The 16,832-nt window shown below is 44.7% G+C and carries 20 protein-coding genes; all 20 read right to left on the bottom strand.

What is annotated here, in order from left to right:
* Positions 1 to 16: 16 nt before the first annotated feature.
* Positions 17 to 1,237, bottom strand: a complete 1,221-nt coding sequence (locus tag COR50_RS10730) for a DUF2062 domain-containing protein (RefSeq protein ID WP_098196187.1) — start codon at positions 1,235 to 1,237, stop codon at positions 17 to 19.
* An 18-nt stretch (positions 1,238 to 1,255) separates the two neighbouring features.
* Complete coding sequence (locus COR50_RS10725) at positions 1,256 to 1,627, bottom strand: hotdog family protein (protein WP_098193979.1); 372 nt, start codon at positions 1,625 to 1,627, stop codon at positions 1,256 to 1,258.
* Complete coding sequence (locus COR50_RS10720; protein WP_157760747.1) at positions 1,614 to 2,219, bottom strand: hypothetical protein; 606 nt, start codon at positions 2,217 to 2,219, stop codon at positions 1,614 to 1,616. The genes COR50_RS10725 and COR50_RS10720 overlap by 14 nt, the downstream gene beginning before the upstream one ends.
* Positions 2,220 to 2,232: 13 nt before the next feature.
* A complete protein-coding gene (locus COR50_RS10715) occupies positions 2,233 to 2,865 on the bottom strand; it encodes an outer membrane lipoprotein carrier protein LolA (protein WP_098193977.1) in 633 nt (210 codons plus the stop codon).
* Complete coding sequence (locus COR50_RS10710; protein ID WP_098193976.1) at positions 2,858 to 3,634, bottom strand: polysaccharide deacetylase family protein; 777 nt, start codon at positions 3,632 to 3,634, stop codon at positions 2,858 to 2,860. Before COR50_RS10710 ends, COR50_RS10715 begins: the two co-directional genes overlap by 8 nt.
* The gene (locus tag COR50_RS10705; RefSeq protein WP_232516349.1) at positions 3,628 to 4,686 is read right to left on the bottom strand and encodes a beta-ketoacyl synthase chain length factor; all 1,059 of its coding nucleotides are present in this window, start codon (positions 4,684 to 4,686) and stop codon (positions 3,628 to 3,630) included. Before COR50_RS10705 ends, COR50_RS10710 begins: the two co-directional genes overlap by 7 nt.
* An 11-nt stretch (positions 4,687 to 4,697) precedes the next feature.
* Positions 4,698 to 5,897 carry a beta-ketoacyl-[acyl-carrier-protein] synthase family protein gene (locus tag COR50_RS10700; protein WP_098193975.1) on the bottom strand — a complete coding sequence of 400 codons (1,200 nt, stop codon included), beginning with the start codon at positions 5,895 to 5,897 and terminating at the stop codon, positions 4,698 to 4,700.
* A complete protein-coding gene (locus COR50_RS10695) occupies positions 5,897 to 6,157 on the bottom strand; it encodes a phosphopantetheine-binding protein (protein WP_098193974.1) in 261 nt (86 codons plus the stop codon). The genes COR50_RS10700 and COR50_RS10695 overlap by 1 nt, the downstream gene beginning before the upstream one ends.
* A gap of 2 nt (positions 6,158 to 6,159) precedes the next feature.
* Positions 6,160 to 6,771 carry a beta-ketoacyl-[acyl-carrier-protein] synthase family protein gene (locus COR50_RS10690; RefSeq protein ID WP_157760745.1) on the bottom strand — a complete coding sequence of 204 codons (612 nt, stop codon included), beginning with the start codon at positions 6,769 to 6,771 and terminating at the stop codon, positions 6,160 to 6,162.
* Positions 6,772 to 6,773: 2 nt separating this feature from the next.
* A complete protein-coding gene (locus COR50_RS10685; protein WP_098193972.1) occupies positions 6,774 to 8,018 on the bottom strand; it encodes an NAD(P)/FAD-dependent oxidoreductase in 1,245 nt (414 codons plus the stop codon).
* A 19-nt stretch (positions 8,019 to 8,037) separates the two neighbouring features.
* Complete coding sequence (locus COR50_RS10680; protein ID WP_098193971.1) at positions 8,038 to 9,102, bottom strand: methyltransferase; 1,065 nt, start codon at positions 9,100 to 9,102, stop codon at positions 8,038 to 8,040.
* 47 nt (positions 9,103 to 9,149) lie between these two features.
* Positions 9,150 to 10,292, bottom strand: coding sequence for a beta-ketoacyl-[acyl-carrier-protein] synthase family protein (locus COR50_RS10675; RefSeq protein WP_098193970.1), 1,143 nt, complete (start codon positions 10,290 to 10,292; stop codon positions 9,150 to 9,152).
* Between the two features lie 10 nt (positions 10,293 to 10,302).
* On the bottom strand, positions 10,303 to 10,734 hold the full coding sequence (locus COR50_RS10670; protein WP_098193969.1) for an acyl-CoA thioesterase: 432 nt from the start codon (positions 10,732 to 10,734) through the stop codon (positions 10,303 to 10,305).
* Positions 10,735 to 10,770: 36 nt separating this feature from the next.
* Positions 10,771 to 11,409, bottom strand: coding sequence for a hypothetical protein (locus COR50_RS10665; RefSeq protein WP_098193968.1), 639 nt, complete (start codon positions 11,407 to 11,409; stop codon positions 10,771 to 10,773).
* 12 nt (positions 11,410 to 11,421) lie between these two features.
* Positions 11,422 to 11,844: a 3-hydroxyacyl-ACP dehydratase gene (locus COR50_RS10660; RefSeq protein WP_098193967.1), complete on the bottom strand. Its 423-nt coding sequence runs from the start codon at positions 11,842 to 11,844 to the stop codon at positions 11,422 to 11,424.
* Between the two features lie 36 nt (positions 11,845 to 11,880).
* Entirely contained in the window at positions 11,881 to 12,756 is an 876-nt protein-coding gene (locus tag COR50_RS10655; RefSeq protein ID WP_098193966.1) for an LpxL/LpxP family acyltransferase, read from the bottom strand.
* Positions 12,756 to 13,013 carry an acyl carrier protein gene (locus COR50_RS10650; protein WP_098196185.1) on the bottom strand — a complete coding sequence of 86 codons (258 nt, stop codon included), beginning with the start codon at positions 13,011 to 13,013 and terminating at the stop codon, positions 12,756 to 12,758. Before COR50_RS10650 ends, COR50_RS10655 begins: the two co-directional genes overlap by 1 nt.
* A 103-nt stretch (positions 13,014 to 13,116) precedes the next feature.
* Positions 13,117 to 14,337, bottom strand: coding sequence for a beta-ketoacyl-[acyl-carrier-protein] synthase family protein (locus tag COR50_RS10645; RefSeq protein WP_098196184.1), 1,221 nt, complete (start codon positions 14,335 to 14,337; stop codon positions 13,117 to 13,119).
* 52 nt (positions 14,338 to 14,389) lie between these two features.
* Positions 14,390 to 15,118 carry a 3-oxoacyl-ACP reductase FabG gene (fabG, locus tag COR50_RS10640; protein ID WP_098193965.1) on the bottom strand — a complete coding sequence of 243 codons (729 nt, stop codon included), beginning with the start codon at positions 15,116 to 15,118 and terminating at the stop codon, positions 14,390 to 14,392.
* Positions 15,119 to 15,225: 107 nt separating this feature from the next.
* Positions 15,226 to 16,761 (bottom strand): HAL/PAL/TAL family ammonia-lyase, encoded by a 1,536-nt coding sequence (locus tag COR50_RS10635; protein WP_098193964.1) that lies wholly within the window; start codon positions 16,759 to 16,761, stop codon positions 15,226 to 15,228.
* Positions 16,762 to 16,832 lie beyond the last annotated feature (71 nt).

Here is a 16,832-nt window from a genome sequence, read left to right as displayed (position 1 = left end):
TGCTACTTTATATTTATTAACGAGATGATCCGTTTTGAAAATGCCGGTGTGTTGTGGGTTTCCTCCGTACCATCACCAACAGCAAATAAGTTATCAGCCATGCCAATATCCCGGCGATGAATGCCAATGTAAATGCGCCGGAAATATATTGCAGCCCTCCCTGTTTAACCGCTTCCCAACTGAAGGAGCGGCTAAAGACCTGCCCGGTTAAATCTTCTTTTACCCAAATTTTTCCGGCGAGGAAACTCCCGTATATAATCAAGGGTACCATCGGCGGGATGCTGATATTAGCCGCTAAGATCACCAGGGCCTTATTCAATTTGAACAGGGTTGCCAAGGCGAAAGCTGCCATCATTTGAAAACCCCAGATGGGCACGATGCCCATGAAAATGCCCAGGCCGATGGCCAAGGCTTTCTTCGAATTAGATTCATTAGAATTCCACAAATGCTCACGAAAGAGCGCTTTCCTGTTTTCTGCTTTCGCTATGTATCGAAAAAAATCCCGGGGCTTGATGTACAAAAATGCGATCGTCACTAAGACCGTATTTAATACGCTGATCCGGGAAAAATCGCGGAACGGCCTGAAATGCGACACCCGCTCTTCCGCGGGTGGATAATATACCTTCACGGGAACCCAGGCGATGGGAATACCCCTCCAGGAAGAACGGACCAAGACTTCCACTTCAAATTCGTATTTGCGGCACCAAAAACCGATCTTCTTCATCCGGTAAAGCGGGTACAAGCGGTAGCCGCTTTGTGTATCGGCAGCCTTTTTCCCTGTTTCAACATAAAACCAGAAATTGGAAAACTTATTGGCAAATGTATTTTTACCCGGCATGTTCTCCTCCTGTAAGTTCCGCGCACCGATTACCAGGGTACCCGGTTGTTCTTCCACTTGTTGTAACATGATAGGAAGATCGCTGGCAAAATGCTGCCCATCGGCATCGATCGTAATGGCGTAGTCGTAACCAAGCTCTACTGCTGCTTTGAAGCCTGTTCGCAAAGCCCAGCCTTTACCTTTATTCGGTTGGTAGCTGATGACTTTTACCTGCGGGAAAGCAGTTAAAATAGTAGCGGTCTCATCCGTGGCGCCATCATTTACCACGATTACATGTTGGGTATAGCATAAAACATCTTCAACTACTTGGGCTAATGTTCCCGCATTGTTATAAGTAGGAATCAGCACACAAGTTTTCAAAGCTGTGAACTTTGGATGATATGTTTCGAATGTCTGCATAAAATATTGCGAAGGCATTTATTTCCTTGCAAAAACACCTTGTAGTTTCATGAATGTAATTGTGTCGGATTTAATGGTAGCGTTCACCTTCAGCAGTTGATCTTCCAACTGGCTCCATTGCAAATCGACGATAACATCAGCCTGCTGCCGCGGATCGATCATATTAACGAACTTCATCGTGTTCGCTTTTTGCAAGATCAGTTCTTGTTGAACAGATTGCCCCGCCAGTTCCGTGATCGTTTGCATCATGCATACGCCCGGCACGACCGGTTGTTCCGGGAAGTGACCTTCAAATATCGGGTGGGCGCCATTGATATGAATCTTGTACTGGATTTGCGTTTCCGACACCTGGTCGGAAGATTGCACCGTATAAAAATTATTTGCTAACATTTTCTATGATTCGTTGCGATGAAATATTGAATTTGAATTTTTTATGGTCGATAACGATGGTACCCGGTAACTGGTCCTGGTAATCTTTCATCGTGATGACTACAACCGGTTTACCTTTACCAACATTTTCAATTCTCTTCAGTTCCGTGCAATTGCTGTCCGTGATATAATAAAATTTCCCTTTTGTCCAGTTTACCGAGGAGATCAATTCATCCCCATTTTTAAATTGTTTGATGTCCCCTTTTGCTTGCAACATCAATATCATGCTGAAATCTTTCTGTAAAGTTTTCACGACGGCCTTTTTATCCATCTTGGGAGTTACGAAATACTTGGTAAATCTCCCTTCTTTATCAAATGCAAAGTCGAAGAATTTAAAACCCATCTCGTTTGTAAAAACGATACGGATATCTTCGTTCTCCATCTTCTTGAACAACAGTAAACCGCTGAAATGATGATTCAGCACGTCAACGCTGGTGTTGTATAGAACTTTATCTTTTATACTTGGCCTGAATTGATCCAGGCAAGCCACATTTCCAGTTCCCTCGACTTTTTGTAGTGAACGGTAGGGCGAGCCGCAGGAAATGCAAGCCAATATTAAAAAGACGCTAATTAACCGAAAATACCTCATCAGCAAGCGGGACGTTCAAAGATTTATGAATGAAGGTCATCGTGGTATGATCGCCTGAAGTATCTTGCATCACGATCTTTGACACGCTGTAATCCTTTTTATCAACCAATAATTCGATATTGGAGAAATAAGTAGCAATATCTTTATCTTTCGGAGTGAGCACTACTTTATAGAACAGGTTATTTTCTTGCACTTTCGAAGTGAATGAACTGCTGTTCAAGATATTTCCCTGCACGCAATCCGCTGTGATCTTACTGATCTTTTGAAAAATTTTACTTTGCGAAGTAGATACTTTACTCACCTGCTTGCTATCCTTGATCTTGATATTTTTACCATTGATAATTACCAGGTAATAAGTAGGTTGCAGGTATTCCATCTTTACCTTATCGGCTTGTTTGAACCAGAATTTGCCTTTACTGGTGATCTTATCGGCCAGCATGGACAATTCTTTCTCCTGCACGAAATCGCTCTGTATCGTTTTAATTTGTTGGGCAGCCTTGCTGAAAGTTTCCCTGAATGCTGCCGGGTTTGCCAACTCTTTATATTGTTGAGCCTGAACGGTAAGTCCACCCAACAACCCCAACATCAACATCAAAATTATTTTACGCATAGGCCGGTATTTTTAATAATTGATCTACACTGACAAAGGAAAAACCTTTCTCCTTCATCCTTTTTATAAACATCGGCAACAATTGTACCGTCACTTCCATCGTATCATGAAATAAAAAAATATCGCCGGGTTGCACCTTTTTACTGACCTTCTCCAGCAATTGATCCGCATCCTTGGCTATTGTATCATAAGACCTTACACTCCAGCCGATAGACTGGTACCCTGCTTTCCGGATCGCCTTCTTTAAATTCGGATTCGTAACCCCGTACGGCGGACGAAATAACAAGGGGCGCTTCCCGACCTGTTCTTTAATCAAATCCCCAGTTTCCTCCAATTCTCGCTGCATCTTGCCAGCAGAAAATAAATCGAACAATGCGTGGTGCGAATAAGAATGATTGCCGATTGTATGCCCTGCCCTGTGTAACTCTTGCAATAACTGCTCTCTCCCCTGAATCCGTTTCCCGATACAAAAGAATGTGGCAGGGATTCCGTATTCTTTTAATATCGCCAAAACCTGCGGTGTAAACGATTCCATGGGTCCATCATCGAACGTCAACGCGATCTGTAGCTCCGGGGTATCCGCCTTACAATAAGATTTGAAGTAAAAGCCCGCCCGGATAAAATAGGAACCGTAAAACAATATATTCAAATAAATGAATGCCGGTAATAAGTACCACCAAAAACTAAGCGGGGCAACCCAAATATCAATAGCCGCCAATAATAGCAGCAAAACAATCATGGTGATATTTACATTCCTAAAACTCAACATGCGCTGATCAGCATTGCCGTATGATGCGTTCCTTGATGATGATTATAAATCAATATTTTTTGAATCTCCTGCTTAGCCGGTGTCTTGTAAACCGCCGCAGCCGGAACATTCCCTTGCCGTAATATATTAGTGGCCATCCAACATGCGAATGCATTTGCCGTGGGGTATTCCCCGGTTAAGTGTTTATAGCAAGCCAGGCCTGCTCCCGGTAACATGGACTCAACCGAATTGTAATAATCAACCTCCCGGCTGTCGCCATTTCTTCCAGTAATTACGAGATCGATTTCATCAACAGGCACCTCATTTTTATCGAGGAAAGCTTGGATAAATGATTTTACGCTATTCACATTGCCGGGTTTATAACATAATTCCAATCCATCGATGCGGGCCAAAGCGTTTTCGGCGCCCGACTTTAATAGGAAAAACGCGGCGCCTTCGCCATTAATCGTACCCTGGGTATTACTTTGTAATAGTTCCGCAGTATCTACAGGTTCTTTCTTATATAAACCGAACCTGGCAAGAATTTCTTGACTATGATTTGTGATTTCGTCCAATCCGCCCACCAAGATGCTTTGATCCGGTTGTTCATTGATATTCATCCAGGCATCTAAAACGGCCTGTTCAAAGGAGAAGCCGCGGTGAACGAAAGTATTGTTGTACCCGTGACAAGCCAGCATCAAAGCGATTTGGCCGGCCACGGTATTATGGGTTGATTGGATAAAAGCTGTCGGGGTCAGCATTTGCTCTTCTTGTTGCACCATTTTATCTAGGAACACACCCGTATCTGCCAGGCAACCGTATGCGGAGCCCGTGATAATGGCATCCGGCATAGTATGTTCTGCCTGTTCCAAAGCCAGGTGTGCAGCAGCGACCCCCATCTTGATGACACGGCTCATCCGGCGGATCAGTTTTAGATCGATCCACTTTTTGTAATCTGCATCTACCACCTTTAGCGAGCTGGCGCTGTAATACAGGGGTTCATCCAGGAAACCGGGTCCCGTGCTATGTTGGGGCGATACACAACCACTTCCGTGTATATATATTTTATCCATTTCCTTGCTGCTTAAACCTCTGAAAACACTAAGCTTGAGCAATTTCCGCCGAATCCGAAAGAATTACTCAATACGTGTTTTATAGTATTGTTACGGGAGAAGGTAGTCACCGGCTGAAAAGAGATTTCGTGCATCCGGTGTTGGAACCTTGCATTGGGATATAATATCCCTTCTTTCACCGCGATGGAAGAAAATACGGCTTCAATGCCGCCGCTTGCTCCTAAAGTATGCCCAGTGAACGATTTCGTAGAACTGGCGGGGGGAACATGTTCCCCGAACAAACGCTCGATTGCCAAGCCTTCACTAGCATCATTATTAGCTGTTCCCGTTCCGTGTAAATTGATATAAGCAATATCTCCCGGTTGCAAAGAAGCTCTTAGCAATGCTGCTTTCATTGCCAAAAAATTCCCCGTTCCGTCCGGCGATGATGCCGTTTGATGATAAGCATCATTCGCATTGGCAAACCCGCTCAAACGGCACCAGGGCTGCAATGATAGTTTCCTTGCAATCGCGTCACTCACCAGCACAACATACCCCGCGCCCTCACCTAAATTTAATCCTTTGCGGGTATCATCGAAAGGACGGCAAAGTTCCTGGTCCAATATCATCAGGGTATTGAATCCATTGACCGTGAAACGCGCCAAAGCATCTGTTCCCCCGGCAATTGCAACATCCAGGAAACCGTTTTCGATCAAGCGGGCCGCGTACATAATTGCATTTGCTGCTGATGAACAAGCCGTGCTGATCGTTGAAATATGCTCGTGAATACCCAGTGCATCAGCTACTAATTCAGTCACGGCACCACATTCGTGCTGCACCACTTCCCTTAACCTTCCCGCTGCATGGTTATTCAAAAATGTTTTAAAGAAATCTTCCGTTTTATCCATGCCGCCAACTGTATTGGCGGAGATAAAACCCGTTTTATACGATTTTGGATCACCGAGCCCGGCGCTTTCCCAGGCTTCTTTTGCGGCGATGTAACTTAGCATGGCCGTGCGGCTGGAACTTGTGGGCCAACCGGTTCGAGCAGCCAAATCTTCATTGCTCCATTTCACCTCGCCAACGGGAAAAAGCGATTTATGTGCCGAAGACAGGTAATTCATGGCGCCGATGCCCGGTTGCATCATTTCGAATGCGTCCAGGCAAGTGGCCAGGGAATTGCCCATCCCGCAGATAACGCCACCTCCGGCAATCCAAGTCGGGGCCTTCATTATTGCGCGGTTTGATGTTCGGTAATGAACGTCGCCATCGTACGAACGGACTGAAAAATTTTGGGTCCATCATCCGGGTTGGCGATCTTGATCTTGTAGTTTTGTTGCAACAACACGATCAGCTCCAAGGCATCGATAGAATCCAGGCCTAGCCCGTCTTTGAATAAAGACATATCATTGTCGATGTCTTCCGGTTTCACTTCTTGCAAATTCAATTGCTGAATGATCTGTACTTTCAGATCTGCCATCAATTTTTCCATATCTATTTTAAATACAATTTTTTGAGTTCTTGTTCCTCCAAGGGCAAAGCAAGTCCCTGCGGATCTTTTTCCAGCCAATACAACACGGCCTCGTACCGGTCGTCATAATATTCCACCCAACCGCATAGGCAAGCTTCCGCCTGGTTGCTAGCAAATAATGCATTTACATAACCATGCATCGACACGGTATCAAAGGTATCAAATATAAAAAATGAATTTTCACCTTTAAACTTATGCCGGATGCTAATTTCACCAATTACGATATTGGGTAATGTATAAACAAATAAAGCCGGGCTGGCGATATTTTCAATTGTTTTGTAATATTTCTCGTCAGTATGTTGACTGGAGCTCCTGTTAGAGAGGATTACAGCGATATCTTCCGGCTGGTAACGGGAAAAATCGATACCCTGTAAAAGTATCTCCGAACCTAACCAACCTAGCTTGGCCAAAGGATCCATCTTGTGGAACTTCGGGTACTGACCGGAACATGCATCATATAAATACCTGAAAAAATCCGTTTGATCCGGCTTATCAAACAATATGCTTCCATCCTTCCAAACCTGGGCAGGCCGGATTTTAACCGCGTGATTTATATATGCAATCGGGTGTTCCAACACTATTCTTCGTTAATTTTTTCAGTTAGTTCAATCGTTCTCGCCAGCCTCTTCAAAGCCGTATCATGTTGCGCTACAAATGGATTGGACTGATCCCAAACATACCCAGCCAACACGGAACATATCTGTTGCTTGATAGCAGGATTCGGGTTCTTGGAAAAGAATATCTTGTCTAAAGTTCCCTCGTACCAAGCCATCACGTAAGAGCGGAATACGTTCACTCCCTGCATGGTAGGTTCCATATACTCCTTTTCCCAGTCTACGGTTTCACCTTTCAATTTCTTGATAACAAGGTGCGCAGCCGTTTGACTGGAAACTGTTGCTAAAGTTACGCCTGAAGAGAAAATCGGGTCTAAAAATTCAGTTACATTACCTGTTAACACGAAGCCTTCTCCATAAAACTTCTCCGTGCTGGCGCTCCAAGCCTCCAATGTCTTCGGTTCGAAAGCAAATTCCATATCGCGGAAACGTTCCTTCGTATGCGGTTCACTTTCCAACATCGCGCGGAATCGTTGATCGGGATTACCGTCAAATTGCTCAAAAAACGAAGGTTCGCCTACAAATCCTACCGAGGTAAGCCCGGTGGAAAAGGGTATGATCCAAATCCAGGTGCCGGGTTGATGCACCACCGCGGTGATGCGGTTCGGTTCATCGGCCATCGATCTCCTCAAATCCTTGATATGCGAGAACAGGGTTTTTCGTGGCAATAGGGAGGAAGGTTTATCAAGCCCAAACAGCTTAGGAATGACCCTTCCATACCCGCTGCCATCGACGATGAAGCGGGCGGCGATCTTTTTTTCTGCCCCTTTCGCATCCACAACCGTGGTAACCGAATCGGAGCCGTTAAATTCTATATGAGTAACGGTGGTTTCATAATCGATTTTGACACCCATTTGTTCGGTGGCATCAGCCAGGGTTTTATCAAAATCGGCCCGCTGCACTTGCCAGGTGTAGGTCCAACCGGTAGTATGTTGTTCTTTAAAAGTAAAATCGCAAACAGCGCCGTTTTTCACGAACTTGGCGCCGTATTTCTTTTGAAAACTTTTCGATTCAATGGCGTTGATCAGCCCCGCATCATCCAACGCTTCCATGCAACGCGGCAACAAACTCTCCCCGATCACGAAACGGGGGAATTTCATTTTTTCAACGATCCTTACATCCAGACCGGCCTTGCGTAAAATAGCGGCCGCTACAGAACCGGAAGGTCCTGCCCCGATCACTAATACATCAACGTGTTCGATTTGCATATTCGGGCGTTTAATTCGGTTAAGCTTTTTTACATTTCAATAGGGTGTAATTCATCCCTGCCGAATCATCTTCTTCCACGATTTCCAAACCGGCTTCCCGGATGCAGGCAAAGAAATCATCCGTATGATACATTTGGCTGTTTCCATTAGCCATAGCTGTAAAATACAAGGATGTTTGCTGCAAGCAGAAAGCGGCAGATTTAAACACCTGGCGGTTCCAGAATGGCTCCAGGATAAAGACGAAACCGTTATCGCTCAAGGCTTCCCGGCAACGTTTTAATATGGAAATAATTTCAGCTTCGGAGAAACAATCTAAAAACTGGCTCATCCAGATGGCATCAAAATCTTTGGGGAAAGGCAATGATTCATCGAGGATATTCGTAGGATAAAAATCTACGCGATCCGCCATCCCCTTTTCTTCAATGTTCTTGGTAGCCAGGCCGATTTGTCCCGGCAGATCCATGATGGTTACTTTCACATCGGGATCGTAATTAACACAGGTCAATGACCATTTTCCCGTGTTGCCGCCGATATCCAGCAAATTTTTCGGCTTATGTTTAAACACGGTTGGCAAAACGGTTGGAAAAGCCAGGTCGGAATAGTAATGGTCAAAGTTGAACCAACTTTCCTTTGCCGTGCCCGGCAAGATGGATAGTCCCTCATAAATAGTATTCCAAGGACCGAGTTCTTTCAACCCGGCAGGTTTCCCTTCCTGCAAGCTTTCCTGCAAGTGGAACATACCCTTGTAACAGATATCCTGGCTAAAATCCATATTGATGCGGGTAAGCGTATCATGCTGGATAAAATGTCCCGTTTTGGTAACCTTGTACTTCTTATCGTTTACAATCAGCAATTCCATGCCCAGTCCTGCTTCCAACAAAACCCTTACCGCGTAGCGTGACAAGTTCACTTGCTGTATAATTTGTTCTATGGTAAGTCCGTCATCACTGTCCCCGATTGCTTTCAGGATTCCGAAATCCCTCAAGGCGCGGGCGGCTTGGAATACAACGGGAGCGAACGCGATCCATAATGCGGCTTCCTTGGCCTGCAACGCTGTTTTTGTTTCCTTGTTAAAAAATTCCATGCTGATGTTTTATAGATGAGAAGGTGAATATTTTATGTCGATGAATTTTAAGCGTATTTACCGAAGACCATAGCCGCATTGCAGCCACCGAAACCGGCGGTAGTTTTAAGAAAATACCGGCCAGGTATTTTCAACAATTGATCCGTTACTGATAATGGAACCGGTAGCCCGGCTTCAGAAAAACCCAAGGTTGGCAGTACTATACCATGCTCCAATGATCTCATCCCGATAATGGCTTCCAATAAACCGGCAGCTCCTAAAGTATGACCGTAATACCCTTTCAGGCTGTTGGTAGGCAAATGGTTGAGGCCAGCCAATTGAAAAGCTTTCGCTTCCATTTCATCGTTATACGGGGTTGCAGTACCATGTGCTGAAACAAAGTCCAGGTCATCCCTGCTCAACATGCTTTGCCCCATTGCCTTTTTGATCGCGATCGCCAACTCTTCCCCGGTCCTGGAAGGACCAGAAATATGGTTGGCATCATTACTGGAGGCTCCACCCAGTACAGAAAAATTCGCGCTTGATGAGCTTGGCTCGCCGGATAACAACACGGTTGCAGCCGCTTCACCAAGGTTAATGCCATTCCTATCTTTATCAAATGGCCGGCAAATAGTGTCGCTCACCGCCTGGAATGATTGAAAACCGCTTAATACGAACTTCGTTACAACATCCGCCCCGCAAACAATCACGCGATCATACTTGCCGGATGCAATCATCCTCTTACCGATCAAAATAGCTAATAACCCGGAAATACAAGCGTTACTAATTACTAGCGGCGTATTAGTAAATCCTAAAGTCTTAGCCAATTTGGCAGCAAGAGGAAACAGTTGCAGATCACCGGGCGATTGAACTTTGCCTTGTTCGAGTAATTCTATATTGCCCTTGGTTGTTGATAAGATAAAGCCCAATCTTGGATCAGCTGGATCCATTTGCGATGATTGCAATACACCGTTCACGGAAGCAAACACCATTTTTTCAAATTTCGTAGAAATACCGGGAGGAAAAACGGGTAAAGAAGATTCCCAATCGGGAGGCATCAAAGATGCATAAAAGGGTAGTTCAGATACACTGGGCGCCACCTGCGCGCTTACACCGCTCCTTCCGCTCAACAAGGAGGAGAAGTTCTCCCCGGTCGTGAAACCTAACGGGGCAATGATTTGATCTGCTATGACGAATACACCGGGATTCATTTCGATAGGCTCAGGGTTGTCCCCACTTTTTTTTCCATGATGAATAATAAGGGGGATTGATCAATTGCAATGCAGCGGTATCCTTGTCTAAGAATACTTGAATACTTTTACCTTTAGCCACCACTTCCATGTTATCGCGGTTGTAAATCGTGTATTCGAAGATCAATTTAGCAGCAGGAGAGTTGATAAAACGGGTTTCAACGATGATCGTATCACCATATTTAACCGATTTTTTGAAATCGCATGAAACATGCACTACCGGTGTTGTAAGCCCGGCACCGAAAATATCGAGGTAACCGATCCCGTATTTTTTACCGAAAGCCTCGCGGCCATCTTCAAAATACCGTATATAGTTACCGTGCCAAACGATACCCAAGGGATCTGCTTCATTAAACCTGATGACAACTTCTGTTCTTTCGCTCAATAAATCTCCTGCTTGCATGAATATTTTTCCTACATTTTTTACTTGTTAATGAGCCTAGCTGCCGTATTTGCTGCGCCAAGCTTTGAATTGTTTCTTGTTGATGTCTTTCAAGATATCAGCGATCGATCCTGCCCAATAATTCCTATTTCCAAATCCCCTTGCATCTCCGAGCATCCGTTCAGTAAAAAGTACTTTTTTGCTTCCCATATCTACTCCCGTTACCCATACCGATGTTTTCTTCCCTGTTTTATTCATGGCTTCGACTATGAATACGACTCCATATCCCTTTTTTCCGTTAAAATTAAACTCTTTGACAGCTTTCTGAATATCAGCTTCAGTAAACCTGCTGTAATCCTTAAGGTTGGAAGAATGTAGTTTAGCAGGATCCGCTTTTGCATTCACTTTATTAACATAAGAAAGATCCGCATCAAGTTCAGATTGGCCGAAGGCTTCAATAACTTTATAATTTTTAGGTTCATTAATCACTAACTCGTTGATCTGTTGAAAATATTTATCAACAAAATCATCAGCGTTCCTCGTTCCATCATTAATCAACTTAGCCTGTGAATAATCGACACCGATCCAGAAGATTTTCGCACCGGGTTCGAAGAAACCTTTTACATCCTGGGCTTGGGAATTAGTGGCGCTGAATGCGCAAAATAAAGTTGCGAGGCAAACAAATAGTTTTTTCATGATTTATATGTTTTATTTTTTGGGGACAAATATTTTCATCTCGCATTGCGCCATCACTTGACCATCTTGCCAAACCTTCCCGGTAACCACCGTTGCATTGAATACTTCATGTTCGATAACGATTTCCGTTTCAATCGCGGTCTCCATCTTGGGCAATTGCAATATTTCTAAGTCTTTCACGGCGCCAATAAAACCCAGGGGTACAGGTTCATTTTTCTGTTTCGCTATATAGCCTACCCTAGCTGCTGCCGTTTGAGCAATATTTTCCATCAATCCCGGCGGCATTAACGATCCGTTTTCCACGAATACATTGCCGGGTTCAATATAAAACCCCGTACGTAAAATGTTCTCATCCGCTTTCAAAATTGTATCGATCATCACCATGGGCGGCCTTTGCGGGATATAATCGGTGATTTGTTCTTTCTGTACGAGCATGCTAGTATTGTTGTGGATATTTATATAAAATGGCAATTAATCTTCGGACCAAAAATCGTAATAGTTAAACCATTGCAAAGGGTATTTCAAGACCTTTTCTTCCATCACATGAACAAAATCGTTCACGGCTTTCGGAATATCTTGTTTACCATTGTAAATATTCGGGCGCGTTGCAAATAAATGATAATGGCGACTCGACTCTTTAAATGCAAAAACGTAAGAAACAGGCACTCTAAATGTGACTGCTAATTGAAAAGGCCCCAATGGGAATTGAGCTGCTTTACCCAAAAAAGGTACTTTGACCGATTTGTTTCCTTTCAAAAAACGGTCGGCGTGCATACATACCAATTCGTTTTTACTCAAAGCATCGTTGATCTCGTAAATATGGGAGAGATCATCTTTCAGCAGGATTACCTTTACCACCCTTTCACCGGTGACGCTAGACAAGTAGCTCTTGATCCTTTCATGTTCACCATCAAACATCACGATGTTAATAGGGGTTTCCAGGCGGGTGAATAGATGCCCGGCAACTTCCCAATTCCCGAGGTGGGCGCTCAGTAAAATCCCCCCCTTTTTTTGTTGAACGATATCCCTTAAAAACGGTTCCCCATCAAAATCGAAAGTGAATTTGTTGGGGATGCCTGCCATCATTACTATTTTATCGATCAGCGTTTGCCCGAACACGTAGTAATTACGGTATAAGCTCCAGCATGATTTCCAACGGCTATAATGTAAATGTTGGCGGAAATACTGCCATATCGCCTTAGATGAATCCCACGAAAACAAGAAATAATAAGCAGCTACGAAGCGCAACAAGATGTATGCAGGCACGACACCTCCCCACCTGAGCAACTCGATAAATATCCTGTAGCCTAACTTATTTCCCTTGGATTTCCCTTGCCACGACGGCATTATACCAACTCTTTTTGTTTCAAACGTTCGATCACGTAATTATAAAAATCTTGGAAGCTAGCAATACCTTGAAAATCTTCCGGTTTTACTTTAAATCCGAAGTTTGCCTCAATAGCAACTACCAGGTCTATATAGTCCAAACTATCCAATCCCAAGGTCGATTTCAAATCGGCTTCAGGCGTAATGCTTCCCGGGGCTACTTCAAACTCTTCGATCAAGAAAGCATTGGTCTTGTTGATAATTTCTGTTATTTCCATATTCTTTTTTGTGTTCCAGGTATATAGGTTGATTAAATAGTTCCCAATTCTTATTACCGCTCCGCTGTTCACTGCACGAGGCACAAAATTAATAAGAATTGTTTTAATGCCACTTTCTAACGATTAAAGATGAATTTGTTCCTCCAAAACCAAATGAATTAGAGAGAAATACATTAAAATCTTTTTGAATAGCTGATGTTATCAAGTTCAGTTTGGCAGAATCGTCATCGGGGTTCTCAAAGTTAATATTCGGCGCCATGAAGCCATTTTGCATCATCAGGCAAGAATAAACGATTTCACTAGCCCCTGCCATCCAACATTCATGCCCCGTCATAGACTTGGTAGAGCTGATCGGCGGATGCGAGCTGCCGAATACTTCATGCAACGCCCTAGCCTCGCTGGCATCCCCGGCGGGAGTAGAAGTAGCGTGTGCGTTGATGTACTCGATTTCCTTGGCCGATAAACCCGAATCCTGCAAAGCGATGTTCAAGGACCGTACCGGGCCATCTACGCTCGGATTAGAAATATGGCTTCCGTTGGAAGAATATCCATACCCCAGCACTTCCCCGATAATGGGGGCGCCGCGTTTCAACGCGCTATCCAAGCTTTCGAGGATCACCGTGGCAGCACCGCCGCTAGGTACGAGGCCGTCGCGATCGCGATCAAATGGCCTGGAAGCCTTGGTCGGCTCACTTTCACGGGTTGAGAATGCCGCGATGGCGTCAAAATTGCCCATCGAGTAAATATTTACTTCCTGGGCCCCGCCGCAGATCACGGTATCTTGCATGCCGTTCTTGATAAACATATAACCCAAGCCGATGGCATGGGAACCACTGGCACAGGCAGCGCTTACACTGAAATTGACCCCCTTCAATTTAAAAATAGTGGCCAAGTTCATGTTAACGGTAGAGTTCATCGTCTGGAACACGGAACCGGAACCTACCATCATGGTATCTTTCTTCTCACGCATAATATCCGTGGCTTCCACCACGGGTTTAGCGGAGCTATCATTTCCATATAATATACCCACTTCGCGGGCATCGATATAATCTTGATCCATCCGGGCATTGGCCAGCGCTTCACGGGTTGCCATGAAAGCAAACTCGGCCTGTTCCGGCATCATAAGCCGGGAACGGCGATCCAGCAAGCCTTTCAAATCCGGGCGCTGAATATTGCCGGTTAAACCGGAACGGTAACCGAAAGCCTTTCTTTCTGCATCTAAAATAATTCCCGAGCGACCTTGAAAGAGCGAATCCCTCACTTCCTCCAGGTTCTTGCCGATGCAAGAATAAATGCCCAAACCTGTGATCACGACCCTGTTCATATTGTCAGAATAGTTAAGCGTTGAATGAATGATTGCAAATCCGTTGCCAAAATCAGGAATATAAGCCCCCGTTGACATTAATCACTTCACCGGTTATGTACGCCGCGCCTTTCGAGGCGAGGAATGACACCGTTTCCGCAACTTCTTCCGCTTTTCCGAAGCGGTTCATCGGTATTTGCGCAGCCAATTCTTTCTCGTTTAATCCGGCGGTCATATCCGTTTGAATAAAGCCCGGCGCCACGGCATTTACCGTGATACCCCTTTTAGCAACTTCCTGCGCCAATGCTTTCGTGGCGCCGATGACACCCGCTTTGGCTGCTGAATAATTTACTTGGCCCGCTGTGCCTTTCAAACCGGAGAGCGACACCATATTCACGATCCTACCGTACCTTTTCAGCAACATGCCGTTCAACACTTGCTTCGTCACGAAGAAAAATCCATCCAAACTGGCGCGCAATACATCTTTCCATTGCTCGTTCTTCATCCAATACATCAGGACATCCTCCCGGATGCCGGCATTATTCACTAAAACTTCGATATATTTCTCCGTTTGTTGTTCGATCCAAGTTCCCAAAACCTGCTGCACGTTATCAGCATCTGCAACATCGAACTGCATAATTTCGCCATCGCTACCCAGTTCCCTCACCGCGGCCAAAGTTTCTTCAGCCGCCGCCTGGTTACCTTTATAATTGATCAATACATAATAACCCCGAGATGCCATTTTTAAGCAAACTGCCCTGCCAATCCCCCTGGAACCACCTGTAACTAATGCGCATTTCATCTATTATTCTTTTTATATCTTTTAGCAATACTTATACAGCTTACGCCATTTCGGAAGCGGTAAGCCTTTATTTATGCCCTCGTAACTTTGTTCATGAATCCCGCAGACTATATACTCAATGGTTCGGTTTCCATCAAGTACTGTTTAATATTCCTAACATCCTGGAATTTCGGGCTGTCCTCAATAAATTTAGGGAAAATAGCCCGCACATCTTGGTATATTTTACGCGAAAATGTGCTTAACCGGGTCTCGCAACCCAGGTAATCGACCGCTTGCAACAGGGTCATCACCTGGATAGACACTACTTCGAAAGTATTTTCAATGACCTTGGCGGCCATCTCCGCAGCGTTGCAGCCCATGCTCACGATATCCTGGTTATCATTATTGTTCGGTATGCTATGCACGTACATCGGGAATGATAAAGTTTGATTTTCCGCGACGGTAGAGGTAGCAGTAAATTGTACCCCCTGCATCCCGAAGTTGAACCCTAATTTGCCCAAGTTCATAAAGGGCGGGAATTTATGGTTCAGCTTATCGTTCATCAGGTAGTTTAACTGTCTTTCCGATAGCATCGACAATTTCGTGATGGCAATCTTTATTTTATCCATTTCCAAGGAGATATAATCGCCATGGAAATTCCCCCCGTGGAATACATTGCCTGCTTTATGATCTACCACCGGGTTATCGCTCACGGAGTTTAACTCCCCTACCACGATGGTTTCCGCGTGATTCAAAGTATCGTAAATCGGGCCAAGTACCTGCGGTACGCATCTCAATGAATAATATTCCTGCACTTTGTCCTTAAAAACCTCCTCTTCCAGCTCCTTGTACAGGTGATCTGGCCTATGCCGCACCATTTTGCTATCACTGAGGATGTAGCGCATGTGTTCCGCGATCCTGTTTTGACCGGCATGACGTTTCACTACGTTCAGTTCATGGGAAAGGTGATCATCGAATGCTTCCACCACCTCGTTAATCATAGAAGACAAAATCGTACTCCAGGCCACCAATTTCTTCGCGTAAATAATATTCACCAGCCCGATACCGGTCATCGCGGAAGTACCGTTCAGAATGGCCAGGCCTTCGCGTATTCTAACCTTAACGGGTTCCAAGCCCAGTTGTTGGAATACATCTGCTGCCACTTGGATCTTATCCTGGTACAAAACTTCCCCTTCACCGATCAGGCAATGTGCCAAATGCGACAATTGTACTAAATCGCCACTGGCACCCACCCCACCGTGTTCATAAATACAGGGGTAAATATCCCTATTGATCATTTCTGCCAATAAATGTACCACGCTGGGATGCACACCGGAATGCCCCTGCATAAAGCTATTCAAGCGGGCCAGCATCAAGCTCTTCGTGAACAGCGGGGAAAGCGGTTTCCCTGCACCGGAGCTATGGCTGCGGATCAGGTTGTATTGCAATTGCAATTTATCTTCCTCGTTGATCCTATACTGTGCCATTGGCCCGAAACCAGTGTTGATGCCATATATTAATTTCTTGGAAGCAAAATTTTCCAGGAAATCAAAATTATCTTGTACATTCTGAACAGCTGTAGGTTCCAAGGTCAAGGCTTCCCTTCCGAACAAAACTTGATGCACTTCCGCCAAGGACAGCGCATTACTTCCTAAAACGACCATTATCGACGTATTCTAATTATTATTTACGAAAAAAGCCCTCAAAAATAGTATAAAGAAATATCAGTCCTATG

The organism is Chitinophaga caeni (genome assembly GCF_002557795.1).
Lineage (GTDB): Bacteria > Bacteroidota > Bacteroidia > Chitinophagales > Chitinophagaceae > Chitinophaga > Chitinophaga caeni.
The sequence above is the reverse complement of the archived record's forward strand: the minus strand, read 5'-3'. Positions and strand labels throughout refer to the sequence as shown.